At 72.4% G+C, this 21,432-nt stretch carries 28 protein-coding genes; 11 read left to right on the plus strand and 17 right to left on the minus strand.

The genetic code is table 11. The features are described from left to right. Positions 1 to 51: 51 nt before the first annotated feature. Together ACGWYJ_RS03725 and ACGWYJ_RS03730 are read left to right on the plus strand one after the other, a co-directional pair. On the plus strand, positions 52 to 507 hold the full coding sequence (locus tag ACGWYJ_RS03725) for a helix-turn-helix domain-containing protein (RefSeq protein ID WP_395104107.1): 456 nt from the start codon (positions 52 to 54) through the stop codon (positions 505 to 507). Continuing rightward, the gene (locus ACGWYJ_RS03730) at positions 504 to 884 is read left to right on the plus strand and encodes a DUF4180 domain-containing protein (protein ID WP_395104108.1); all 381 of its coding nucleotides are present in this window, start codon (positions 504 to 506) and stop codon (positions 882 to 884) included. The genes ACGWYJ_RS03725 and ACGWYJ_RS03730 overlap by 4 nt, the downstream gene beginning before the upstream one ends. 73 nt (positions 885 to 957) lie before the next feature. On the opposite strand, the gene ACGWYJ_RS03735 is transcribed toward ACGWYJ_RS03730, so the two are convergent. Next, the gene (locus ACGWYJ_RS03735) at positions 958 to 1,152 is read right to left on the minus strand and encodes a hypothetical protein (RefSeq protein ID WP_395104110.1); all 195 of its coding nucleotides are present in this window, start codon (positions 1,150 to 1,152) and stop codon (positions 958 to 960) included. Between the two features lie 89 nt (positions 1,153 to 1,241). On the opposite strand from ACGWYJ_RS03735, the gene ACGWYJ_RS03740 reads away from it, so the two are divergent. Further along, entirely contained in the window at positions 1,242 to 1,577 is a 336-nt protein-coding gene (locus ACGWYJ_RS03740) for a hypothetical protein (RefSeq protein WP_395104111.1), read from the plus strand. 72 nt (positions 1,578 to 1,649) lie between these two features. Here ACGWYJ_RS03740 and ACGWYJ_RS03745 read toward each other — a convergent pair whose 3' ends face one another. From ACGWYJ_RS03745 to ACGWYJ_RS03755, 3 genes are all read right to left on the minus strand, one after another. Next, the gene (locus ACGWYJ_RS03745) at positions 1,650 to 2,267 is read right to left on the minus strand and encodes a hypothetical protein (RefSeq protein ID WP_395104112.1); all 618 of its coding nucleotides are present in this window, start codon (positions 2,265 to 2,267) and stop codon (positions 1,650 to 1,652) included. A gap of 98 nt (positions 2,268 to 2,365) precedes the next feature. Next, positions 2,366 to 3,370, minus strand: a complete 1,005-nt coding sequence (locus ACGWYJ_RS03750; protein WP_395104113.1) for a helix-turn-helix domain-containing protein — start codon at positions 3,368 to 3,370, stop codon at positions 2,366 to 2,368. A 101-nt stretch (positions 3,371 to 3,471) separates the two neighbouring features. Next, on the minus strand, positions 3,472 to 4,836 hold the full coding sequence (locus ACGWYJ_RS03755) for an ATP-binding protein (RefSeq protein ID WP_395104114.1): 1,365 nt from the start codon (positions 4,834 to 4,836) through the stop codon (positions 3,472 to 3,474). A gap of 122 nt (positions 4,837 to 4,958) precedes the next feature. Between ACGWYJ_RS03755 and ACGWYJ_RS03760 the strand changes: the two genes are divergently transcribed. Next, complete coding sequence (locus ACGWYJ_RS03760) at positions 4,959 to 5,477, plus strand: hypothetical protein (RefSeq protein WP_395104115.1); 519 nt, start codon at positions 4,959 to 4,961, stop codon at positions 5,475 to 5,477. A gap of 15 nt (positions 5,478 to 5,492) precedes the next feature. On the opposite strand, the gene ACGWYJ_RS03765 is transcribed toward ACGWYJ_RS03760, so the two are convergent. From ACGWYJ_RS03765 to ACGWYJ_RS03775, 3 genes are read right to left on the minus strand one after another with little or no spacing between them, the layout of a single operon-like run. Beyond that, a complete protein-coding gene (locus ACGWYJ_RS03765; protein ID WP_395104116.1) occupies positions 5,493 to 6,170 on the minus strand; it encodes a response regulator transcription factor in 678 nt (225 codons plus the stop codon). Positions 6,171 to 6,224: 54 nt separating this feature from the next. Beyond that, positions 6,225 to 6,824, minus strand: coding sequence for a DUF305 domain-containing protein (locus ACGWYJ_RS03770; protein ID WP_395104117.1), 600 nt, complete (start codon positions 6,822 to 6,824; stop codon positions 6,225 to 6,227). Next, complete coding sequence (locus tag ACGWYJ_RS03775) at positions 6,821 to 7,594, minus strand: lytic polysaccharide monooxygenase (RefSeq protein ID WP_395104118.1); 774 nt, start codon at positions 7,592 to 7,594, stop codon at positions 6,821 to 6,823. The genes ACGWYJ_RS03770 and ACGWYJ_RS03775 overlap by 4 nt, the downstream gene beginning before the upstream one ends. 233 nt (positions 7,595 to 7,827) lie before the next feature. Here ACGWYJ_RS03775 and ACGWYJ_RS03780 point away from each other — a divergent pair, with 233 nt between their 5' ends. Then, the gene (locus tag ACGWYJ_RS03780; RefSeq protein WP_395104119.1) at positions 7,828 to 9,012 is read left to right on the plus strand and encodes a GDSL-type esterase/lipase family protein; all 1,185 of its coding nucleotides are present in this window, start codon (positions 7,828 to 7,830) and stop codon (positions 9,010 to 9,012) included. A 27-nt stretch (positions 9,013 to 9,039) separates the two neighbouring features. Here ACGWYJ_RS03780 and ACGWYJ_RS03785 read toward each other — a convergent pair whose 3' ends face one another. Continuing rightward, the gene (locus tag ACGWYJ_RS03785) at positions 9,040 to 9,336 is read right to left on the minus strand and encodes a helix-turn-helix transcriptional regulator (protein WP_395104120.1); all 297 of its coding nucleotides are present in this window, start codon (positions 9,334 to 9,336) and stop codon (positions 9,040 to 9,042) included. A gap of 95 nt (positions 9,337 to 9,431) precedes the next feature. On the opposite strand from ACGWYJ_RS03785, the gene map reads away from it, so the two are divergent. Both map and ACGWYJ_RS03795 read left to right on the plus strand, forming a co-directional pair. Then, complete coding sequence (map, locus tag ACGWYJ_RS03790; protein ID WP_395104121.1) at positions 9,432 to 10,238, plus strand: type I methionyl aminopeptidase; 807 nt, start codon at positions 9,432 to 9,434, stop codon at positions 10,236 to 10,238. Positions 10,239 to 10,287: 49 nt separating this feature from the next. Further along, on the plus strand, positions 10,288 to 11,043 hold the full coding sequence (locus tag ACGWYJ_RS03795; RefSeq protein WP_395104122.1) for an SDR family oxidoreductase: 756 nt from the start codon (positions 10,288 to 10,290) through the stop codon (positions 11,041 to 11,043). Between the two features lie 16 nt (positions 11,044 to 11,059). Here ACGWYJ_RS03795 and ACGWYJ_RS03800 read toward each other — a convergent pair whose 3' ends face one another. The 5 genes from ACGWYJ_RS03800 to ACGWYJ_RS03820 form a co-directional block, all read right to left on the minus strand. Beyond that, a complete protein-coding gene (locus tag ACGWYJ_RS03800) occupies positions 11,060 to 12,613 on the minus strand; it encodes a serine/threonine-protein kinase (RefSeq protein ID WP_395104123.1) in 1,554 nt (517 codons plus the stop codon). Continuing rightward, positions 12,606 to 13,172, minus strand: a complete 567-nt coding sequence (locus ACGWYJ_RS03805; RefSeq protein WP_395104124.1) for a hypothetical protein — start codon at positions 13,170 to 13,172, stop codon at positions 12,606 to 12,608. The genes ACGWYJ_RS03800 and ACGWYJ_RS03805 overlap by 8 nt, the downstream gene beginning before the upstream one ends. A gap of 131 nt (positions 13,173 to 13,303) precedes the next feature. Then, entirely contained in the window at positions 13,304 to 13,717 is a 414-nt protein-coding gene (locus ACGWYJ_RS03810) for a VOC family protein (protein WP_395104125.1), read from the minus strand. 5 nt (positions 13,718 to 13,722) lie between these two features. After that, the gene (locus ACGWYJ_RS03815; RefSeq protein WP_395104126.1) at positions 13,723 to 14,172 is read right to left on the minus strand and encodes a helix-turn-helix transcriptional regulator; all 450 of its coding nucleotides are present in this window, start codon (positions 14,170 to 14,172) and stop codon (positions 13,723 to 13,725) included. 56 nt (positions 14,173 to 14,228) lie between these two features. Further along, positions 14,229 to 14,642, minus strand: coding sequence for a nuclear transport factor 2 family protein (locus ACGWYJ_RS03820; protein WP_395104127.1), 414 nt, complete (start codon positions 14,640 to 14,642; stop codon positions 14,229 to 14,231). Positions 14,643 to 14,707: 65 nt separating this feature from the next. Between ACGWYJ_RS03820 and ACGWYJ_RS03825 the strand changes: the two genes are divergently transcribed. Together ACGWYJ_RS03825 and ACGWYJ_RS03830 are read left to right on the plus strand one after the other, a co-directional pair. Further along, positions 14,708 to 15,184 carry a MarR family winged helix-turn-helix transcriptional regulator gene (locus ACGWYJ_RS03825; RefSeq protein WP_395104128.1) on the plus strand — a complete coding sequence of 159 codons (477 nt, stop codon included), beginning with the start codon at positions 14,708 to 14,710 and terminating at the stop codon, positions 15,182 to 15,184. A 55-nt stretch (positions 15,185 to 15,239) separates the two neighbouring features. Next, a complete protein-coding gene (locus tag ACGWYJ_RS03830; protein WP_395104129.1) occupies positions 15,240 to 15,413 on the plus strand; it encodes an NAD(P)-binding domain-containing protein in 174 nt (57 codons plus the stop codon). Here the strand turns inward: ACGWYJ_RS03830 and ACGWYJ_RS03835 are convergent. Next, a complete protein-coding gene (locus ACGWYJ_RS03835; protein WP_395104130.1) occupies positions 15,391 to 15,780 on the minus strand; it encodes a hypothetical protein in 390 nt (129 codons plus the stop codon). The genes ACGWYJ_RS03830 and ACGWYJ_RS03835 overlap by 23 nt on opposite strands. 283 nt (positions 15,781 to 16,063) lie before the next feature. Next, positions 16,064 to 17,062 (minus strand): GlxA family transcriptional regulator, encoded by a 999-nt coding sequence (locus ACGWYJ_RS03840; protein ID WP_395104131.1) that lies wholly within the window; start codon positions 17,060 to 17,062, stop codon positions 16,064 to 16,066. 105 nt (positions 17,063 to 17,167) lie between these two features. Between ACGWYJ_RS03840 and ACGWYJ_RS03845 the strand changes: the two genes are divergently transcribed. Together ACGWYJ_RS03845 and ACGWYJ_RS03850 are read left to right on the plus strand one after the other, a co-directional pair. Then, a complete protein-coding gene (locus ACGWYJ_RS03845; protein ID WP_395104132.1) occupies positions 17,168 to 17,641 on the plus strand; it encodes a hypothetical protein in 474 nt (157 codons plus the stop codon). Between the two features lie 146 nt (positions 17,642 to 17,787). Next, on the plus strand, positions 17,788 to 18,042 hold the full coding sequence (locus ACGWYJ_RS03850; protein ID WP_395104133.1) for a tetratricopeptide repeat protein: 255 nt from the start codon (positions 17,788 to 17,790) through the stop codon (positions 18,040 to 18,042). A gap of 1 nt (position 18,043) precedes the next feature. Here the strand turns inward: ACGWYJ_RS03850 and ACGWYJ_RS03855 are convergent, their stop codons facing one another. Both ACGWYJ_RS03855 and ACGWYJ_RS03860 read right to left on the minus strand, forming a co-directional pair. Further along, a complete protein-coding gene (locus ACGWYJ_RS03855) occupies positions 18,044 to 19,585 on the minus strand; it encodes a M28 family metallopeptidase (protein WP_395104134.1) in 1,542 nt (513 codons plus the stop codon). A gap of 187 nt (positions 19,586 to 19,772) precedes the next feature. Then, positions 19,773 to 21,350 carry a phytoene desaturase family protein gene (locus tag ACGWYJ_RS03860; RefSeq protein WP_395104135.1) on the minus strand — a complete coding sequence of 526 codons (1,578 nt, stop codon included), beginning with the start codon at positions 21,348 to 21,350 and terminating at the stop codon, positions 19,773 to 19,775. Positions 21,351 to 21,432: the final 82 nt, after the last annotated feature.

The raw sequence follows: 21,432 nt of genomic DNA on the forward strand, positions 1-21,432 counted from the left end.
CTATCGTTCTTCTGTTGATACTCTCTAGGGATCCATAGGGAAGGATAGAGAGTGACGGGGAATCCACGGCTCTACAACGTGGAGGAAGTGGCCGAGCTGCTCGGGCTGCATGTGAAGACCGTCCGGGGTTACGTACGGGACGGTCGGCTGAAGGCGACCCGGATCGGGAAGCGGTACCGGATCGCGGCCGACGACCTCGCCGCGTTCACCGGGCGTCCCGTGGGAGCCACCGCGCGGGAGAGCGCGCGCCGCGTCCGGCGGGCGGAGGCCACCGCGATCGTGCAGGTGGACGCGGCGTCCCCGGATCTGGTGCATCGCCTCAGCGTCGTGCTGGGGGCGGCGGTGACCGCGTCGGCGCGGGACGGCGAGCGGCTGCACACCGAGTCGCTGTACGACGAGGAGCGGGCCGCGCTGAAGATCATCGTGCTGGGCGGGCCCCGGCCGGTGGCGGAGGCGCTCCGGCTGCTCGGAGCCATGATCGAGGACTCGCGGGAGGAGCCGTCATGACCGAGCCGGAACGGGAAAGGGAGGACGTCATGAACGGTGAGGTGCCCGTTCTCGTCTACCCCGCGGAGGGACCCGCGGTCCGGAGCACCCAGGACGCGCTCGACGTGCTCGGTGAGGCGTTCGGGGCGGGGGCCGCCTGGGTGGCGCTCCCCGTCGAGCGGCTCGATCCGGACTTCTTCCGGCTCCGCACCCGGGTGGCCGGGGAGATCGCGCAGAAGTTCGTCCAGTACAAGGTCGGGCTGGCGGTCGTGGGCGACATCTCCGGGCAGGTGGCGGAGAGCGCCGCGCTCGGCGACTTCGTCCGGGAGAGCAATCGCGGACGGGCCCTGTGGTTCGTCGATGACCTCGCACAGCTCAGGGAGCGGCTGGGGCGCTGACCCGGGCCCCGGCGGAGAGCCGCTCGTGCCCGGCGATGCTCGCCGTCGCCGGGCACGGGCGTGTGGGGAGGGGTCAGGTTCCTTCGGGACGGTTGGTCACGGGGATCTCGATGCTGATGGGGCGGGCCTCGGACAGGAACAGCAGCGCCGCCCTGCGGAGGAACTCGTCGAAGAGCCAGTAGACGTTCTCGGCTCCGGGGAAGTTGAGCAGGCCCTCGCGGGCGGCGACGAAGGGCGGCCAGAGCGTCCTGAGCAGCGGGTCCCACACGGGCTCCCGAGTTCCGCCGCTACTTCGACCAGTTCCTCATCGACATCCGCCGGGCCCGGACCGCCGCCGACCGGGTGGTGCTGGGCTTCGTGAGCGCGCTGCGCGCCATCCGCGGCAACCCGCTGATCGGCGGCCTGATCGCGGCCGAACCCGACCTGCTGGTCGCCTCCCTGGTCAACGACGAGGGACGGACCCTCGCCATCGTCCGCCAGTTCGTCGCCGGCCAGCTCCGCCGCGAGCAGCGCGCGGGACAGGTCCGCGCCGACCTGGACGTCGACATGGTCGCCGAGCTGATGGTCCGGGTGTCCGGCTCGTTCCTGACGATCCCGAGCCGTCTCGTCGACCTGGACGACGAGGAGCAGCTCGCCGCCGTGGCCCGGCGGTTCCTCGTCCCGATGCTGGAACCGCCCGGCTCCGCCCGCTGAGGCGGTTGGCGGACCGCCGAACAGGAGGATCGCGGCCGCGGGCCCGGAGCGCGCCCGCGGCCGCGGTGGCGATCACGCGCCGTCGTAGACCCAATACCGGTCGCCGCGCTCGGCCTCCAGCGCGCGCAGGCCCTCCAGGTGGATCCGCCGGACCTGCTCCGGGGTGATGGCCTCGCTCGGGTCGACCTCCTCCACCTGGAGGCTGGTCGGGTCCTCGTAGAGGTGCTCGCCGGCCAGCCGCGCCCGCTCGTCGTAGGGCCAGAGGAAGACCTGCCTGCTGCTGGCGTGGTAGAGCCTGTCGGCCTCCGGGACGTCGTACCCGAGCGCCCGCAGATCCTCCCCGCGGGCGATCTGGTGGAAGGTGAGCTCGTCCACGACACCCCAGTCGGCGACGGCGATGCGGTCGTCGGAGTGCCACAGCACCGCCTCGGAGACGCTGTTGTAGAAGCCGAGCACGCCCTCCTTGCCCTTGATCACCGTCGGGTTGGCGCCCCAGGTGACCCGGTAGACGGGCTCGTCCACCATCATGTCCGGCGCCACGATCTTGTCGAACTGGCCGGAGCCCTCAAGGTGCACATGCCGCCACCAGTTGAGCAGGATCGCCCGGTGCAGGGGCTCGGTCGTCCGCGCCAGCAGCTCGGCGGTCGGGACCATGCAGTCGCGGACGCCCTTCTCGAACCGGTTCATCATCGCTCTCCTCTCGATGCGTGCCGGGGAGGCTAACCGCGCAGGTGAGACCCTGGTTGGGGGCGATGGCGAACCGTGCGCTCAGAGCCGCACGCCGTGCGCTACGAGTCGTCCCGCGCCGCTTCGCGGGCCTGGAACGGCGGCGGCGTTCGCTGTAGCGCCTGGGCGCGTAGTTCCTGTGGAGTCATCCCGTAGGAGGTGCGGAACAGCCGGGTGAAGACGTCCCGGTTGCGGAAACCCCAGCGCGCCGCGATCGAGGCGATCGGCTCGTCCGCCCGCCCGGGATCCCGCAGGTCGTCACAGCATCGCTGCAAGCGCCGGTGCTGGATGTAGCGGAAGAGCGTCAGCTCCTCGGCCTCGAACAGTTTGTGCAGGTGGCGCGTGGAGACGAAATGGGCCGCGGCGATGGTCTCCGGACGGAGGCCGGGCTCGTGCAGATGGTTCTCGATGTAGGACTTCACGGCGGTGAGCAGGCCGCCGGACGGGGTGACCCGGACGTCCCCGAGGCCGTCGAGACCGGACGGGCCGCAGAGCGCACGGGTCAGGGCCAGGACGCCGTCGGCCAGCGCCACGTCGTCCGGGGCGACCGACCCATCGCGCAGGCCGTCCGCGAGGCCGCTGAGGAACGGTCCCACCCGCGCGGCGAGGCCGCGGTCGCCGGGTATCCGTATGGCGGTGGACCGGCCGATCCGCCGGGCGTACGGCCCGAGCAGCCGCAACGGGAGGCTGAAGATCAGCAGGTCGTGGCCGCTCGCGCGGAGCGTGAACGGACGGGACGACACGATGAGCGTGATGTCCCCCGCCCGCGCCTCGCTGGAGCGATCCTCCTGCGTCGCCCGGCACCGCCCGCGCCGCAAGAGGTGCACCTGCAAATGCCCGGGGTCTCCCTCCCTCACGCACGCCTCCGTACGTACCGGCGCGGAGGCGCTCGCCGTGACATGGAAGATCTGCAGCGGCCCGAGCGAGTGCCCCGCCAGCCGGCCGTTGAAGGGGGCCTTCGGCGGGCGCTCCACGCGCACGGGAAAGAAGGACGAGGCCAGGGCCTGCGACCACAGCTCGAAACGGTCGCAGGGCTCCACGGCGCCCGTGTCGCACAGGATCGTCACCGAGCGACCTCCCGCATCGAACCAGCGACCCACACTGGTGACGGAGTGTGACATACACCACCCGAAGCCAACAAGGTCGGCCGGCCGGTTCCGTCCGGCGATCAGCGGCGGCCGGTCCGGCGCTCGGCGCGGCGTTCCGCGCGGCGGGCCGTCCGGGAGGCCGGCTTGGGCGAGGTCCGCAGCCACAGTTCGATCTGGGCGCCGCCCAGCGGGGACGTGCCGACCCGCAGCGTCCCGCCCGTGGACTCGGCCAGGCGCCGGGCGATGTCCAGGCCCAGCCCGGTGGACCCGGCCCCGCTCGCCCCGCGCCGCAGCGCCGCCTCGGCGTCGGCGATGCCGGGACCCGCGTCGCCGAACAGCAGGCCGGTGGAGTGCCGGCCGCGGTGGACGGCGAGCCGGAAGGCGGTGCCCTGCGGCGTGTGCCGGAAGACGTTGCCCAGCAGCGCGTCCACGGCGGCGGCCAGGTCGGCAGCGGGAACCGGGACGGGCACGGGTCCGTCGGCCCCCACCAGGTCCCAGCGGCGGTCCTGATCCTCGGCGAGCGCCGACCAGAACCGCAGGCGCTCGCGGACCACCTCGGCCACGTCGCAGCTCACCGGTGCCCGCCCGGCCTTCCCCTCGGGACGCCGCGTGGCGGCGATCACGTCGTCGATCGCGGTCTCCAGCCGTTCCAGCGCGTCCTGGCTCTGCGTCAGCCGGGCCGGATCGCCGGGGTGGGCCACCAGCGCGTCGAGGTTGACCCGGAGCGCGGTCAGCGGCGTCCGGAGGCGGTGCGACAGGTCCGCGTCGGCCTCACGCTCGGCCGCCAGCAGCGCGGCGAGCCGGTCGGCCATGTGGTTGAACGCCTCGCCCGCCGCGCGCAGCTCCGCCGGCCCCCGCGGCTCGACACGGGCCGTGAGGTCGCCCGCGGCGACACCGGTCACCGCGTGGACGAGCCGGTCGGTGGCCCGGACGACCCGGGTGGCCAGCCGGTCGGCCATCGCCACCGACACCAGGACCAGCGCGATCGCCACGAGGACGAGGATGGCCCACGACCTGGCCACGCCGCGGGTCAGCTCGTCCTCCGGCACGTACACCTCGATGACCGCGACGGTCCCGGTCTCCAGCACGACCGGCCGCAGCAGCGCCGTCCCGCCCGGCGCCTGGACGGTGGACGTGCGGCTCGACCTTCGGGCCGCCACCGGCTCGGCGGGCGGGGCGTGCGGTGACCCCAGCACCTGCCCGGTGGCCAGGTGCAGCGCCAGCCGCTCCGCCGCGCCGGCGGGCACCGATCCGATCGCCGCGTTCAGAGCGGCCGGGTCGCGGGTCACGGTGAGCACCGGAACGAGCGTGGCCGCCTGCCGTTCGGCGGCGGTCAGCGCCCGGTCCCGCGCCATCTGGCCGTTCAGCAACCCGAGCGGGACGACGAACGACAGCGCCACCATCGCCGTGACCGCCGTGGCGATGCGTGCCAGCGCGCCTCTCATGCGCACACCCTCCGGTTCGTTCCGCCCGCGCCCCGCCACGTTGAATACGACGAGCTGACAGCGATGGGTTGAATGCGAGAGATATGCCGGTACGGCGATCCGGCATGGCGATAATGAGTCCCATGCGGGCGCGGATCGGATTCCTCGCCGCCTGGGCCGCCACCACGGCGGCGGGGATGGCGATCAGCTGGGCGGGGGTCGGCGACGCCATGCGCGGGACCGCCCTGGCCACGCCCGACCTGGCCGCCGCGGTCCCGGTGCGGCAGGGGCGGCCTCCGGTGTCGGGCCCGGCGGATCCGTCCGCGGGACCGAGCCCGTCCGCGTCGCCGTCCCCCTCCCGTTCCGCTACGGGCGACACGCCGGGCGCCCGGCCGACACCCCGGCGCACCGCGACTCCGGCGCCCTCCCGCGAGACGGGCGGACGGGTGCGCACCTACGTGGTCACGTCGGGACGGGTGGTGCTGGAACTGTTCGCCGGTTCGGCACGGCTGGTGTCGGCGACCCCTGACAGCGGTTTCCAGGCCAAGGTGTGGCGGCAGGACGGATGGCTGCGCGTCGACCTGACCGACGGCGTCCACGGCTCCGCGGTGTTCGCGACATGGAACGGGCACCCGCCGACCGTGCAGGTCTACGAGTACTGAGCCGGGCGCCGTCCCTCACTCGGGAGCGGCGAGCATCACGCCGACGCCCCGCACGGTGTGCAGGTAGCGCGGTTCGGCGGCGCGTTCCCCGAACTTGCGGCGCAGCCAGGACAGGTGCACGTCGATCGTCTGGTCGTCCCCGTACGGCTGCTGCCACACCTCGGTCAGCAGTTCCCGCCGCGACACGACCCTGCCCGCGTTGCGCGCCAGGAACGCCAGCATGTCGAACTCCTTGCGCGACAGGTGCAGCGGCGTGCCGTCCAGCTTGGCCCGCCGCCGCTCGACGTCGACGTGCAGACCTCCCACGATCAGTGGCCGCTCCCGGGGGACGGTACGGGCGCGCCGCAGCACCGCCTCGACGCGAGCGTGCAGGTGGCCCGCCGAGAAGGGCTTGACCAGGTAGTCGTCCGCCCCGGACCGGAGCAGGCGGATGATCTCCTGCTCGCCGTCCCGCGCGGTCGCCACGATCACGGGCACGTCCGAGACCGCGCGCAGCATCTTCAGCGCCTCGCCGCCGTCCAGGTCGGGCAGGCCCAGGTCGAGCACGACGACGTCCGGCGGGTTCCCCGCCACCTCCCGCAGCGCCTCAAGCGCACGGCTCGCGCCGCGCACCGTGTGCCCGAGATCCCGCAGTTCCCGCACCAGGGCCTGCCGGACGTCCTCGTCGTCCTCGACCAGGAGCACCGTCGCCACCGTCGGACGATAGTCCATCTATGACCTCTGTGACCCGCCAGGGAACGGCGGCGCTCAGCCGCTGAGCAGCCGGAGCAACTGCCGGATCTGGTCGGTCCTGGACTCCTGGACCCGCTTGGCGAACGCCTTGGCGTCGGCGTTGCCGCCCTTGCCGGTCTCCATCCTCGCCAGCTTCACCGCGTTGTGCTGGTGCGCCGCGAACAGGTTGAGGAACGCGGGCTCGAAGTCGGCCCCCGTCGTCCGCCGCAGGGTCTCGATCTCCTTCGCCCCGGTGGCGGGCAGCGCGCCGTGCTCGGCGTGGAGGGCGGGCACGTGCTCGGCCGTGACCGGCTTGGACCAGCGTCCGAGCCAGGAGGTCATGGTCTTGACCTCGTCCGTCTGTGTCGCCACGACGGCGGCGGCGAGCGTGCGCACCTCCTCCCGCTCGGCGCGCTCCGTGGCCAGCCGTGCCATCTCCAGGCCCTGCCGATGATGCGCGATCATCAGTTGCAGGAACATCACGTCGGTGTCGTTGTGGCCCGCGGCCGGCGCGGCGGACACGGCCCCCGTCCGCGTGCCCGCCGCGTGCCGGTCGTGCCCGCCCTCCCCGGAACCGCACGCGGTCAGCAGGAAGGGCACGAGCACGACCGGCAGCAGGCGGTACCGGCGGCTCACAGCGCCAGCCACAGGGCGGGGGTGAACGGCGGTTCCCAGCTACGGATCGTCGTGTGCGCCTGGCGGCAGCGGTACCGGACGCCGCCATAGGTGACCTCGTCGCCGATCCGGTACGTCACGCCCGGCTTCCATGGCGCGCCCTTCACCGGCTTCTTGGTCGGCGCGGGTTGCGTCGGCGCGGGTTGTGTCGGCGCGGGGCCGGTGCCGGGCGTGGCCGTCGGGCGCTGCGACGGGCCGGTGGGCGGCGCCGACTCCGTGCCTCCGCCGATGTTCAGGTCGACGCAGTTGTAGAACGCCATCGGGGTGTCGCCGATGTTCCAGACCGCCAGCACGGTGCGCCGTCCCGGGAACCCGCTGAGATCGACGACATGCGTCACCACCGCGTCCGGCTGCCGGTTGCCGTCGTCGAAGACGGCCACGCGGGTGCCGCCGACGAAGTACTCCCACGTGCTGGTGCGGTGCCGCGCCGTCAAGACCCACCTGAACGAGACCTTGGCGCCGACGGCCTTCGCCGGCCATTCACGGCTCTCGTCCGACAGCACCGCGAACCGGCTCAGATTCGCGTGGCAGTTACGCAGTCCTTTCGGACCTTCGACGCTTTGCGGCTCGAATTGAATCGGGCCGCAATCCGGCACCGCGCCCTGGGCGCACAGGGCCTGCCGGCTCGGCGGCGAGGAGACGTAGCCGTGCGCCGAGGCGGGACCGGCGACGACGACCATCGACCCGGCGGCCGTGGCGACCGCGAGCGGATAGGCGATTGATCTGCGCATACGAGACTTCCCGGATCATCGTGGGGCTCGGTCGTCCGGACCGTCCGGCGACCGCGATCGAGTCCAGGACGCTAGTGGGGGCCGCCCTAAAAGCGCCTTAACGCCCGCAGAAGTGATCGTCAACCTTTTCCGCGCCGAAACGGCCCGGCCACGCCAGGAAAAGCGCCGATCGGAACCGTGGCACGTTCACGAGGGACCGGGCACCGGCGATGAGGGAATAGCCTGAGGGTGAAATGAGTACCGCATGGATCACCACACCCGTCACCGCGGACCTTCTGAGGGGCGCGCTGGACGTGGAGCGCACCGAACGCGGCGTCCTGCCGCACAGGCTGCCGGCCTGGGCACGCGCCCAGTACGCCGACGGTCAACTGGCCATGGCCGAGTCCCAGCCGTCCGGGGTACGGGTGGCGTTCCGCTCCCGGGCCACCGCCATCGAACTGGAAACCCTGCCCACCAAGCGGGTCTACGCGGGCGCGCCCCCACGTCCGGACGGCATGTACGACCTGCTCGTGGACGGCCGCCTGGCCGGGCAGGGCAGCGTGGCGGGCGGCGACACCGTGACCATCGACATGGCCGCGGGCACCGCGGAGACGGAGCGCGGACGGCCCGGCACCGTCCGGTGGGACGGGCTGTCCGGCGCGAACAAGACCATCGAGATCTGGCTGCCGCACAACGAGACGACCGAGGTCATCGCGCTGCGCACCGACGCTCCCATCGAGCCCGCGCCGGACGGCGGACGCAGGGTGTGGCTGCACCATGGCAGTTCGATCAGCCACGGATCCGACGCCGCCGGCCCGACGACCACCTGGCCCGCGCTCGCCGCGTCCCTCGGCGGTGTGGAGCTGATCAACCTGGGCCTGGGCGGCAGCGCGCTGCTCGACCCGTTCACCGCCCGCGCGATGCGCGACACCCCCGCCGACCTGATCAGCATCAAGATCGGCATCAATCTGGTGAACACCGACCTGATGCGGCTGCGCGCCTTCACGCCGGCCGTCCACGGCTTTCTCGACACCGTCCGCGAGGGGCACCCGGAGACCCCGCTGCTGGTCGTCTCCGCCATCCTCTGCCCCATCCACGAGGACACGCCCGGCCCCAGCGGGTTCGACTTCGCCGCGCTCGGCTCGGGACGGCTGGCGTTCCAGGCCACGGGCGATCCCGCCGAGGTGGCGGCCGGAAAGCTCACCCTCGGCGTCATCCGGGACGAGCTGGCCCGGATCGTGGCGCAGCGGGCGGAGCAGGACCCCGCCCTACGCTATCTCGACGGCCGCGACCTCTACGGTGAGGCCGACTTCGCCGAGCTTCCGTTGCCCGACCGGCTCCACCCGGACGCCGCCGCGCACCGCCGTATCGGCGAACGCTTCGCCGAGCTGGCCTTCAACGGCGACGGCGCGTTCGCGGACCCGGGACGGGACGGATGATCCCGCAAGGGAGATGAGGGACGAAGGTCAGGAGGCCAGCCGCTGCCCCGCGTCGCCGCCCGCGCGCCCGGCCTCGCCGTCCGGCCGGCTGATCTCCGACCACACCGCGTCGAGGGAGAGGCCGAGGACGGCGGCGATCGCGGCGATGGTCGGGAAGGCGGGGGTGGCCACGCGGCCGGACTCGATCTTCCGGAGGGTCTCCGGCGAGACGCCCGCGTCCAGCGCGGTCGCGAGCATCGGCCTCTCTCCCCTGGCCCGCCGCAGCAGCGCGCCCAGGCGCCGTCCACGTTCGATCTCTTCCGGGGTGAGCGGCAACCTGACCATGGGGCCGATTCTAATACCGGGATAGTATGGCCGGGATAGTTATTGGCTCAGTGACTCACGTCGGCTCGTCGTGACGTGTCCGAGGAAGGCGCCGGATGATCGAGATCCTCAACCCCACCGAAGTGGCCCGAGCGCGGGAGACCGGCGCCCTGGTCGCCGGCATCCTGCACACCCTGAAGGACCGGAGCGTGGCCGGGACGAACCTCCTGGACATCGACCGGTGGGCCAAGACCATGATCATCGAGGCCGGGGCGCAGTCCTCCTATGTCGACTACGAGCCGTCCTTCGGCCGCGGCCCCTTCGGCCACTACATCTGCACGTCGGTCAACGACGCCGTGCTGCACGGCCGGCCCCACGACTACACGCTCGCCGACGGCGACCTGCTGTCGCTCGACCTCGCCGTCTCCAAGGGCGGGATCGTGGCCGACTCCGCCATCAGCTTCATCGTGGGCGACTCCAGGCCGGAGGAGAGCATCGCGTTGATCGAGGCGACCGAGCGCGCGCTGGCCGCGGGCATCGCCGCGGCCGGGCCGGGCGCCCGCGTCGGCGACATCTCCCATGCCATCGGCTCGGCGCTCAGCGAGGCGGGATACCCGGTCAGCACCGAGTTCGGAGGTCACGGCGTCGGATCGACCATGCACCAGGACCCGCACGTCCCGAACGCGGGACGGCCCGGACGCGGATACAGGCTGCGTCCCGGGCTGCTGCTGGCCTTGGAGCCCTGGGTCATGGCGGACACCGCCGAGCTCGTCACCGACGCCGACGGCTGGACGCTGCGGAGCGCGACGGGCTGCCGCACCGCGCACAGCGAGCACACGATCGCCATCACCGACGACGGGGCCGAGATCCTCACCCTGCCGGACCGCCAAAGATCTCACCAAGCCGTGTCGCGGCTTCGGTAGCCCCGATCGCACCGTGTTAGCCGCACGGGGTCCCGGGGACAGACCCACCATGAAAATCGTGATCATCGGTGGCAGCGGCCTGATCGGCTCCAAGCTCGTCGACCGGCTCGCCGAGCGGGGCCACGAGGCGGTGCCGGCGTCGCCGAGCACCGGCGTCGACACCCTCACCGGCCGGGGACTCCCCGAGGTCATGGACGGCACGTCCGTGGTGGTCGACGTGTCGAACGCCCCGTCCTTCGAGGCCACCGCGGTCATGGAGTTCTTCCGGACCTCCACCCGGAACCTGCTGAAGGCCGAGGAGGCGGCGGGCGTCGGACACCACGTCGCGCTGTCGGTGGTGGGGACCGGCCGGCGCCCCGACAACGACTACTTCCGGGCGAAGAAGGCGCAGGAACAGCTGATCGAGGACGGGCCGATCCCGTACTCGATCGTGCACGCCACCCAGTTCTTCGAGTTCACCGGCAGCATCGCCGACCTCGCCGCGCAGGACGGCACGGTGCGGATACCGCCCGTGCAGTACCAGCCCATCGCGGCCGCCGACGTCGCCCAGCGGCTCGCCGAGGTGGCGGTGGGCCCGCCGCTGAACGGCAGGATCGAGATCGCCGGGCCCGAGCGGTTCCGGATGGACGAGTTCTTCCGGCGCGCCCTGGCCGACCGGAACGACCGCCGCGAGGTGGTCGCCGACCCGCACGCGCCCTACTTCGGCTCGGAAGTGGGCGAACGGGACCTCGTGCCCGTGGAGGGAGCGCTCACCGGCGACATCGGGTACGACGACTGGCCGGGCCGCACCGGGACGGGCGGCTGAGGATCTCCGGAGGCGGCTAGGGGATCTCCACCCTGAAGGCGTCGAAGTCGGCGGTCGCCTGGGGCACGTCCCGCGCGTACGCGACGACGCCCACGGCACCCGGCCCCAGCGGCGCGGAGGTGTCGGTGACCGTGGCCACGTGCCTGCCGTTGACGGTGATGCTGAGGCGGGCGCCGCCGCCCTCACTCCGGCAGCGGGCGCCGACGGTGGTGACGGCGGCGGGAGCGAAGGCTTGGCGGAACCCCCACAGCTCGGTCCCCTGGCCGGTCGCGTCCCTTCTCACGATGGCCGCCCGCCCCGTGTCCGTCACGTAGAACTCGTACTTCGCGAGCGGCCGGCGGGCCGGCGTGCCGCGGCACCAGACGCCGTACGCGCCCGTCCCGGCGACCTTCGCGGTCACGAGGAGGTCGGCATGGCGGGAGGTGTCGACGTTGGCCGACGCGGGGATGCCGCCCTGGTCCGGCCGGCGCGACGGGTTGCTCACCGTCAGGCGGTAGCGCCCACCGGCCAGTTCGGCGGACGCGTCGACCGGCTGGGTGTACCGGCCCTCGGGCCACCGGTACCGGCCGCTGAAATCGTCGTCCCGTACGAGCGGGTCACCGGAGGACGGCATCAGCAGCATGACCGTGGCGGCGACGGCGGCCACCGCCGCCGCCCCCACAGCGGTCAGAACGGCCGCCGCACGGCCACGCCGCCGACGACGCGGTTCCGGCTCGGGTTCCGGTCCGGTCGGCGCCTCGCGCGGCTGAACGGCCCGTGCGAGATCGGGCACGGGGAGGTGCCGGGTGAGCTGGAGGCCCGAGCCGGTCATCGCCTCCAGCAGCTCGGGCACCGTGGGACGCTCGTCCGGGTCCGCTGAGAGGGCGCGGCGGACGAGAGGGGTGAGCCTCGCGTCCAGGCCGTCGAGCGCGGGCGGGGCGTCCAGGTTCCGGAACCGGTCCGCGTCGCGGCGCCCCGAGCCGAACGGCCAGCGTCCCGTGCCCGCGTACGCGACGACGCAGCCCCAGGAGTAGACGTCCGAGGCCGGGGTCGCCCGCCGGCCCAGATAGCGCTCCGGCGCGATGACGGTGGGCGTGCCGAACACGACCGGCCCCGTCCGGCCCTCGGTGTCCTCGATCTGCGCGATGCCGAAGTCGATGACCTTCGGACCGTACGGCGACAGGATGATGTTGCCCGGCTTCAGGTCGCGGTGGACGATGCCGGCGTTGTGGATCGCGCCGAGCGCCACGGCGGTCCCGACCGCGACCGACTCCAGGCTGCCGCCCTCCAGCACGCCGTCCGCGGCGAGCACCGCCGCCAGCGTCCTGCCCTCGATGTACTCGGTGACCAGGTAGGACGGCTCGCCGAACGAGGCGTCCAGCACCGCGGCCGTGCAGAACCGCGCCACCCGCCGCGCCGCCTCGGCCTCGTCCCGGAACCGGGCTCGGAACTCCGGGAGCGCGCTCCACTGCGGGTGCATGACCTTGAGCGCGACCCGCCTGCCGCCGGGGTCGCGGGCGAGATGGACCACGCCCATGCCGCCGCTGCCCAGCACCCGTTCCAGCCGGTACGGCCCGATGTGCTCAGCCACCGGCCGACAGCTGCTGGTCGCCCGCCTTGAGCGCGAGCCGCTCGCCCGCGACCGTCACCGTGTCCTTGCCGGGGTCGATGCGCGGCGCGGGCTGGTTGACGCCGTCGAGCGTCACGGTCCCGACCTGGTCGCCGTTCGGCAGGACCACCCAGCCGCCGACCAGGTTCCGGTTCGGCGACTGCGCCCGGTACAGCCCGGCGGGCTTGTCGACCGGGGCGGCCTTGAACGACCGCAGCCTGCCCCCGATCCAGAACGTGCCGACGCCCTGCTGGGTGTTGAAGAAGCCGACCCGCTTGTTGCCCCCGGCCTTCAGCGTGACCATGCCGTCCTTGGCCGCCGAGCCTTCGAGCCACACCTCGTCCGCGCTGTCGCACACGAACATGCGGACCCGCTCGCCCAGCACCGCGATGGCGAGGTAGTTCCCGGTCTCCTCGACGACCCCCGCGAAACCCGTGAACCGCTCGGCGCCGCCTCCGTCGCGCCGCGGCTGCGGATCGGATGCGCAACCGGCGCCCAGAAGCGTCGTCAGTGCCGCGCCGACCAGCAATGAGCGTCGCATAACACTCCCCCCGTAACATGCCCGCCTACCGCTCGGACGTGGCGGTCACGAGAGAAGATGCGGGACGCAGCGACCGGGTTGTGCCCACAATCGGCCACGCTCCGTGGCGAACCAAACGGCCGCGCGGCGCCTCAGCGCTTCTCCTGGATGCGGATCAGGTTGCCCGCGGGGTCGCGGACGGCGCAGTCACGAACGCCATAGGGCTGCTCGGCCGGCTCCTGGACGACCTCGGCTCCCCTGGCCTCGATCCGCTCGAAGGTGCCGTCGAGGTCGGTGGTGGCCAGGTTGACACCGGCGTAGGTGCCCTTGGCCATCATCTCGGCGATGACGCGCTGCTCGTCCTCGGTGATGCCGGCGCCCGGGGGAGTCGGCGGCTGGAGCACGATGGCCGTGTCGGGCTGGTCCGGCGGTCCGACCGTGATCCAGCGGTAGCCGTCGTAGCCGACGTCGGCGCGCACCTCGAAGCCGAGGGTGTCGCGGTAGAAGGCCAGGGAGGCGTCCGGGTCGTCGTGCGGGAGGAAGCTGGAGTGGATCGTGATGTCCATGGCGGTCACGCTAGCTGCGGCCGCGCCACCGGGACTTCTCGATTCCTGACCGGTCGGGTCACCTGCTTCGCCACGCAGGAGGGCATTCCCTCCGTCGCGCCCGCCGCCCGGCGCCGGTAGACGCTGGGCGGGACGCCGACCAGCTCGGTGAAGCGGGTGCTGAACGTGCCGAGGGACGAGCAGCCGACCTCGAAGCAGACCTCGGTGACGCTGAGGTCGCCGCGGCGCAGCAGCGCCATCGCCCGCTCGATGCGCCGCGTCATCAGGTAGCCGTAGGGCGACTCCCCATAGGCGCGGCGGAACTCGCGGCTGAGGTGCCCGGCCGACATGTGCACCCCGCGGGCGAGCGCCTCGACGTCCAGCGGCTGCGCGTACTCCCGGTCGATCCGGTCGCGGACGCGGCGCAGCCGCGCGAGGTCGCGCAGCCGACGGGACGAAACGGGATCGCTGGACACCGGCCCATCGTAACAACGCGCCCGAGCTGCGCGGACACGCCTCCGGCGGCCCGGTGTCAGGCGGGGTCCGGGGGCTCGTAGCAGTCGTAGTTGCGCTGTTCGACGATCTTGCCGTCGCGGACCCGGAGGAAGGTCGCGATGTGGGCGCGAAGCGTGTGCCCGGCGGGCAGGGCGCCGTACGGCACGGCGAGGGTGCCCTCCCAGAGGACCTCAAGGGCCACCTGATCGCCGTCGGCGACCGCGTTGAGCACCTCGAAGCGCTGGCGGGCGAGGGCTTCGCGGCCACGGCGGCCCGCCTCCTGCATGGCGGCCAGGTCGCGTTCGGCGCCGTGAGGGAAGAGGGCGTTGGGCATCTCCCGGTGGACGACATCGGCGGCGAGGAACTCGGCCAGCTCGTCATCGCTGGGCCCCGCCGACACGGCCTCGTGGTAACGCCGGGCCAGGGTGATGTTGGGGTGTTCCTGCGTCATATCCACAACCATAGTTGTACAACTACGGTTGTGCAACTACGGTTGTGCAATGCACCATGGTCGGCATGCCCGTCGATCCGCAGCACCTCGACCTCGGCAGCCTCGCGCTGTTCGTGGGCCAGGCGGCGGCGGCGCGCGTCCAGGCGGACCTGGACGCCGCCGGCCTCACCGGCCTCCGCATCGCGCACGGCTACCTGTTCCAGCACCTGATCGAGGAGGAGCCGACCGTCGGGGAACTGGCCGAACGGATGCGGCTCACCCAGCAGGCCGTCTCCAAGACCGTCGCCGAGCTGGAGGGCCTCGGCTATCTGGAGCGCGTGGCCGACGCCCGCGACGGCCGGATCCGCCGGATCCGGCTGACCGGTAGGGGCGAGGAGGCGGTCGCCGCCGCGCGCCGCTTCCGCGCCGGCCTGGACGACCTGGCCCGCGCCCGCCTCGGCGACGACCGCGTCGAGGTGACCCGGGCCGTCCTGATCGACCTGCTGGACGCGCTCGGCGGCACCGAGCCGATCCGGCTCCGCCGCGTCCGGCCCCCGCGCTGACCCCGCGACCAGACTGGCCGGACAAGTGTCCATCCTGCGGACGGCTGACACACGGATGCGGCCTCGCGTCGGAATGATCGGCCTCGGGGTGATGGGCTCGGCGATGAGCGCCCATCTGCTGGCGGCGGGCTTCACCGTCACCGGGTACGACATCGACGAGGAGGCTCTGCGGCGGCACGCCGAACGCGGCGGAACGGCGCCAGGGGTCAATCGAGGATCGCGAGAATGACGGCTCCGGCGCCCAGCGGGACGTCCAGGAGGACGCAGAATTCCGCCAGGGAACGAGGCACCACCCGGTTACGCCGGTAGTGGATCACGTCCCACACGCTGTGGGACGCCAGGGCGACACCGGCCAGCGCCAGTCCGGCGCGGGGAGCCACGTACATGCCGACGACGGCGAGACCGCCGAAGCCGATGAGGGCCAGCGTCTGAGCGGTGAGCGGTGGCCGGGAGACCTTGGTGAGGAGCCCGATCGCGATCAGGGCGAGCGCGGCGATCCCGATGCCCGCCCACCACACCAGGCCGATCACCTCGCTGACGACCACGACCAGGCTGCCGCCGGGGATCCCCGCCCACGCGACCCACGGCTTGTCCAACGCGGCGGCACCGAGATAGCACAGGGCCGCCACGCAGATCGTGACCGCGACGGCTCTACGTTCCGCCCCGGTCGCAAGCGACCAGATGGCCGCGGCCAGCCCGACCGCGCTCGGCCAGCGATGCAGGATCGCGTGCAGGCCGGATGTGCCGGCGCCCGTCGCCTCGTCTCTCGGTGTCCATGCTCGCGAAGATGCTGGCCGCCAGGGTGGGTGTCCAGCCCGTTCCGAACAGGTGACCGAATTCATCAGAAAACTGGCCGTCCCGGGCGCGCGACCGGCGCCGTCACGGGACGGCCGTTCCGGCACGCTCGGGTTCGCGCTGCGGCCTGAACCGGCCCGGGGTCGTCCCGACCGTGCGCTGGAACGCGCGGTGCATCGTCTCGACGGTGCCGAACCCGCAGGTCCGGGCGATCTCCTCGAAGGTGGCGTCGCTCGTCTGGATCAGCCGCCGCGCGGCCTCGACCCGGCTCGCCCGGACGAACGCCCCGGGCGTGGTCCCGGTCTGCCGACGGAAGACCCGGCCGAACGTCCGCACGCTCATCGCGCAGCGGCGGGCCAGCGCCGGCACCGACAGATCGGCGCCGGGGCACCGGGCGATGAACGCCAGGATCTCGCGGAGACGTTCGCTCTCCGGCCGCCGCACTTCGAGCTGCACGCTGAGCTGCGGGAACCCGCCCGGCCTGTGGACGAACATGACCAGCTCACGAGCCACCGTCAAGGCCAGGTCGGCGCCGTGGTCGTGCTCGACGAGGGCCAGCGCGAGGTCCATGCCGGCGGTGACACCCGCCGAGGTCCACACCTTCCCGTCCCGGACGTAGACGGGACCGGTCTCGACCTCGACCGACGGATAGTGCGTCGCGAGCTTGCCGCACACCGACCAATGCGTCGTCGCCCGGCGTCCGTCCAGCAGCCCCGCTCGGGCGAGCAGCAACGCGCCGCTACAGACCGACGTGACACGTCGCGCGGATCCGGCGACGCGCCGCAGCCAGCCGATGAAGTCACGGTCGGCGGCGGCCTGGCTTGAGCTGTAACCCCCGGCCACGACCAGGGTGTCGGGCGGAGCCGTGACGCTTGCGGCAGGCTCGGTGCCCAGGGCCAGCCCCGACGAGGCGACGATCGTTCCGCCGGTCAGGGAGACGACGGAGGTCGCGTACGCGGGAGCGGCCCCGAAGCGGTTGGCCAACGCGAAGACCTCAAGGGGACCCACGACGTCCAGGCCCAGGACCCCGGGAAACACGGCGATGACCACGGCGCGGGAATCCATGTCTGTCGCTGACTTCATCTCGCCATCCTTGGCCGCGCCCTCACGCGCGGCAAGGCCGCGGTTCTGCGCCCCTGCGGAGTGTCGGGGCCACCGGCTACGGTAGGGCGTCATTGGGGTGAAACGGTGGAGGATTGGGAGCTTTTCGAGCAGGTCGGTGAGGTCGTCCGTGGGACGGCACCGCCCGACTTGGGCCGGTTGCATGTGCAGGTACGCCGGAACGGGGTCAAGGCGTGGTTCGGGGATCCCGGGCCGCAGCGCGAGCACTACGAGGCGCAGATCATCGGCGCCGACATCGTCGCCGCCGCGCGCACGCAGGCGCTGGAGATCGGCTTCCATGCCGAGCACCGCGCCGAGCGCGACAACGACGCCGTCCTCGCCCGCCTGGCCACGGCCGAGGAGGAGTGGCGCCCGAGGCTCGGAGGCGAGGCCGTCGCCGGTGTGTTCCTCGGCCCCGTGTCCTGGCGGCGGATCTCCGAGGTGTGGCTCGATCCCGAGCTGGAGGGCGATGTCGCGTTCGAGATCGGCGTGCGCCTGGTCGACTACATGAGCGCCCTGGAGCCGGTCAGGACGGCGGTCCCTTCTCCTGGCGGGCGATGAGGGTGTCGATCTGGACGCTGAGTCTGGCGCCCAGCGGCCAGCCGATGTAGTGGGTCGGTCGAGGACGTCGTTCAGGCCCTGGGCGGCGAGCGCGCCGATGAGCGGCAGCCGCCGGTCGCGCATGGACAGACCACTACCGGGCGACGGTGTCCACGGCGATCGCGCTGGTCTACCCGTTCGGCAGGCTGCGCAGGCCGTCCGTTCCCGAGGCGGGCGCGCGGGCGGTGCCGTTGCTCGGAAGCCGCAACGGCGAGGCCCGCGCGCTCGACCTTCTGGGCCAGGTCCACCTCAGGCTCGGTCAGCACGAGCAGGCCCGTGACCACCATCAGCGGGCGCTGGACGCGTACCGCGACGCGGGGGTGAGCGGCCGCGTTGTCCGGCCGTTCACCCCCGCGCGGTGAATCAGCGCGCCGCGTGGGTCCCCGCGGCGGCGCCCGTGGTCCGGGCGGCCAGGGTGCTCTTGCGGGAGGGGATGCCCTTGGTGGTGAACGCGTAGCGCGCGGTGGAGTCGGCGATCGCGTCGGAGTTGACGTCCAGCGCCGTCCGGTTGACGTTGGCGAGGCCGTCGCACGCCTGGTGGTAGCAGACGTCGTACGCGACGCCCGCGGTCCCGCCGAACAGCGCGGCCTCGGCCGGCGTCTTGAAGGTCTCGGCGCCGGTGAAGACGCCGCCCGCCGGGATGCCGATCGCGATGAACGGGCCGTAGTCGGACCGGCCGTCGAAGTCGGTGCCCACGTGCCCGAGGCCGCGGCGGTCGTAGAACCTCTCCAGTTGCGCCTCGATCTGCGCCGATCCGGGCGGGCCTGCCGGGGAGCCGGTCGCGTCGGAGTCGTCGCCGTCGTACAGCTTGATGGCGTAGTTCGGCGAGGCGACCATGTCGAAGTTCAGGTACAGCCGGATGCGGTCCCGTTGCGTCTGGGACAGGGAGCCGACGTACTGGTCCGAGCCGAGCAGCCCGATCTCCTCGGCGGCCCACCACGCGAACCGCACCTTGTTGCGCACCGGGAACTTGCTCATCTGCAGCGCGGTCTCAAGGATCGCCGCGCTGCCCGAGCCGTTGTCGTTGATCCCGGGTCCTTCGGGGACGCCGTCGAGGTGGGCGCCGACCATCACCACGTTGCGGGAGTCTCCGCCACGGGTCTCGGCGATGACGTTGTGGTTGGTCCCCAGCACCAGGTTGGAGTCGACCTTGAGCCGGACCGTGGCGCCCGGGGTGCTCGCCAGCTCGTCGCCGACCGCGAAGCTGGAGAAGACCATCGGGATCCCGGCCCGCCACTCGCCGATGTCCAGCGGGGACGGGTCGGTGCGGCCGGGCTGCCCCTCGTTGAAGACGATGATGCCGGACGCCCCGGCGGCCTTGGCGTTCTGCACCTTGTTGACGAACGGGCATGTGCCGCGCTGGATCAGGGCGATGCGACCGGCCACGAACCCTTCGAAGTCCGCCGCCTCGCAGCCACTGGTCGAGCTCGGCTCCGGTGTGGGCGGGAGCGTCAGGTCCACGCCCTGGACCTCGGCGGTCACGTCGCCCGACGGCGAGGGCTCGAAGGTGACGAAGTCGGTGCCGGGCGTGTACGTCTTGGCGTTCGGCGAGCGCTGTTCGAGAACCGGCGGGGTGTTCTCGCTCCAGTCCTGCACGAAGTTGATCGGCTGCAACTGCACCTTGTACCCGGCGCGCCGCAGCTTGTTCGCCACATAGTCGCGGGAGGCGTCATAGCCGGGCGACCCGGCCGGCCGGTTGCCGCCGTTGGCGTCGGCGATCGCCTGGAAGGCCCGCAGGTGCTCGTGGACGTTCTTGCCGGAGACCTTCTTGACCAGCAGCCGGGCGAAGACCTCGTCCAGCGGGTGGCCTCGGGCCTCCGCCGGACCGGCGACCGCCATCGGCGCGACCAAGGCCACGGCCAGCGCGCCGGCGAGGGCGGCGCGCCTGCGACGGTGGATGCGCATACGACTCCTTCGTCAGTAGCGGAACGCGCACAACACGCCCCCGACGCGCGTCCAGGCGAACGTAACGCCCACAAACACATCAATGCCGCACTCATGACCACTCACGGCCAAATAGGAAATTTGGCATTTATTGCAATATGCCGGACGCGCTGGATTGAGTAATGCCCGCGCGGGCCGGGCGGCGTTGTTAGATCGGCCCCATCACGGTTTCCGGGTCGATGCCGAGGTCGGTGAGGACCGTCCGCGCGGTGTTGCGTCCGGGACGGCCCGACACCGAGCCGCCCGGATGCGTGGTCGCGCCCGTCAGGAACAGCCCGGGAACGGAGGTCCGGTACGAGGTCCAGCCGGGGATCACCTCCCCGGAGGGGGTGAGGAACTCGCCGCCATGGCACGAGCCGCCGAGGTTGTGCGTGTTGTGGGCGGCGACGTCGACCGGTGACTCGGCCCTGAGCGCGAGGACGTCCCCCGGCTCCAGTCCGTCGCTGCGCGCGCGGACCAGGCCGACGAGCGCCTCCGCGTGCTCGACCTTGCTCTCCTCCCATGAGCGCCCGTCCGCGCGCTCGTACGGCGCGATGGTGAGGATCTTGAACGTGGCGGCGTCCCCGGGGGCCCTGTCGGGGTCGACCACCGTCTGGTCGACGACGAGCAGCCACGGATCGGTCGCGTCGGGCTCACCGCGATGGAAGGCCGCCATCTGCCGCGCGATGCCCTCGGCGGTGCCGAACCCGGCCGCGACGCTCGGCATCGGCCCCTTGCGGGTGTGGAAGCCGAGGTCGCCCCGGAGCGCGGCGTGGACGGCGAAGACGCTGAGGCCGGGCCGCCAGGTGTCCCGGGCCTCGGCCAGGTCGGAGGGGACGCCGATGCCGCTGAGCATGTCCGCCAGCTTCGCCAGGTGCGCGCTGGACACCACCGCCCGGCGCGCTCTCACCCGCCGCCCGTCGCCGGTCCGGACCGCGGCGGCCCTGCCGTTCACCACGTCGATGGCCGACACCGGGGCGGAGCACACGACCCGGCCCCCGTGGGCCTCGATCTGCCGGATCAGCGCCTCCGGGAGCGCGGACGAGCCGCCGATCGGCGTCGTCCACCCGAAGTTGATGCGCCCCGCGGCGATCGACGAGGGGAGCACCCCCGTGCCGGGACGGCGCGGATCCTGGATGGTCGCCAGCGCCAGCCACAGCATGAACGAGCGGATCACCGGATGGGTGAAGCGCTCGTGCACCACGTCCCAGGCGCTCCCGGCACGCAGCTCCCGGTAGCGCTTGGAGGCGTCGTCGTCCCGTAGCGGCAGGTTGGAGTTCCACCGGGCATGGACGGCGGCCAGCCCGTGCGACCACTCGTCCAGCAGGGTCCTGAAGGACTCCGCGTCCGCCGTGGACCAGCGCGCGATCTCCTCCGCGGTCGCGCCCACATCGCGATGCATGACCAGCGCGTCCCCGTCGGCCTGCGGAAGGACCACCGCCGGGTCGGTCATCACGTACCGGAGCCCGTACGCCGACAGCAGCCCGAGCTCGTCGTCCCTGATCAGCGGGTTCGACTGGATCAGCACGTGCGCGCTGGAGCACGAGTCATGGGCGAACCCCGGCAACGTCAGCTCCTCGGTGACCGTGTCACCGCCGGGTACGTCCCGCGCCTCCAGCACGAGCACTTCGAGCCCGGCCGCGGCCAGATACCCGGCGCACACCAGGCCGTTGTGCCCCGCGCCGAGAATGACGGCGTCCACTTCGTCGGGCACCTCGGTGTGTCGCCTGTCGTCAGCCGTGCCCATCGCGTCTCCCTGGTGGTCCGTCCCGCGAGCGGGGGTGAGGTGGTCCGTGAGCCGTGCGCGCCCTCTATGGGCAGTTTGCGCT

The organism is Actinomadura sp. SCN-SB (assembly GCF_043906805.1).
Lineage (GTDB): Bacteria > Actinomycetota > Actinomycetes > Streptosporangiales > Streptosporangiaceae > Spirillospora.

What these genes read in the sequence shown, in the direction of transcription:
- ACGWYJ_RS03730 (WP_395104108.1), top strand. Translation starts at nt 504, where the DNA reads ATGACCGAGCCGGAACGGGAAAGGGAGGACGTCATGAACGGTGAGGTG.
- ACGWYJ_RS03745 (WP_395104112.1), bottom strand. Translation starts at nt 2,267, where the DNA reads ATGATGAACCGGTTCGAGAAGGGCGTCCGCGACTGCATGGTCCCGACC.
- ACGWYJ_RS03755 (WP_395104114.1), bottom strand. Translation starts at nt 4,836, where the DNA reads ATGAGAGGCGCGCTGGCACGCATCGCCACGGCGGTCACGGCGATGGTG.
- ACGWYJ_RS03760 (WP_395104115.1), top strand. Translation starts at nt 4,959, where the DNA reads ATGCGGGCGCGGATCGGATTCCTCGCCGCCTGGGCCGCCACCACGGCG.
- ACGWYJ_RS03775 (WP_395104118.1), bottom strand. Translation starts at nt 7,594, where the DNA reads ATGCGCAGATCAATCGCCTATCCGCTCGCGGTCGCCACGGCCGCCGGG.
- ACGWYJ_RS03780 (WP_395104119.1), top strand. Translation starts at nt 7,828, where the DNA reads ATGAGTACCGCATGGATCACCACACCCGTCACCGCGGACCTTCTGAGG.
- ACGWYJ_RS03785 (WP_395104120.1), bottom strand. Translation starts at nt 9,336, where the DNA reads ATGGTCAGGTTGCCGCTCACCCCGGAAGAGATCGAACGTGGACGGCGC.
- map (WP_395104121.1), top strand. Translation starts at nt 9,432, where the DNA reads ATGATCGAGATCCTCAACCCCACCGAAGTGGCCCGAGCGCGGGAGACC.
- ACGWYJ_RS03795 (WP_395104122.1), top strand. Translation starts at nt 10,288, where the DNA reads ATGAAAATCGTGATCATCGGTGGCAGCGGCCTGATCGGCTCCAAGCTC.
- ACGWYJ_RS03805 (WP_395104124.1), bottom strand. Translation starts at nt 13,172, where the DNA reads ATGCGACGCTCATTGCTGGTCGGCGCGGCACTGACGACGCTTCTGGGC.
- ACGWYJ_RS03810 (WP_395104125.1), bottom strand. Translation starts at nt 13,717, where the DNA reads ATGGACATCACGATCCACTCCAGCTTCCTCCCGCACGACGACCCGGAC.
- ACGWYJ_RS03820 (WP_395104127.1), bottom strand. Translation starts at nt 14,642, where the DNA reads ATGACGCAGGAACACCCCAACATCACCCTGGCCCGGCGTTACCACGAG.
- ACGWYJ_RS03825 (WP_395104128.1), top strand. Translation starts at nt 14,708, where the DNA reads ATGCCCGTCGATCCGCAGCACCTCGACCTCGGCAGCCTCGCGCTGTTC.
- ACGWYJ_RS03830 (WP_395104129.1), top strand. Translation starts at nt 15,240, where the DNA reads ATGCGGCCTCGCGTCGGAATGATCGGCCTCGGGGTGATGGGCTCGGCG.
- ACGWYJ_RS03840 (WP_395104131.1), bottom strand. Translation starts at nt 17,062, where the DNA reads ATGAAGTCAGCGACAGACATGGATTCCCGCGCCGTGGTCATCGCCGTG.
- ACGWYJ_RS03855 (WP_395104134.1), bottom strand. Translation starts at nt 19,585, where the DNA reads ATGCGCATCCACCGTCGCAGGCGCGCCGCCCTCGCCGGCGCGCTGGCC.
- ACGWYJ_RS03860 (WP_395104135.1), bottom strand. Translation starts at nt 21,350, where the DNA reads ATGGGCACGGCTGACGACAGGCGACACACCGAGGTGCCCGACGAAGTG.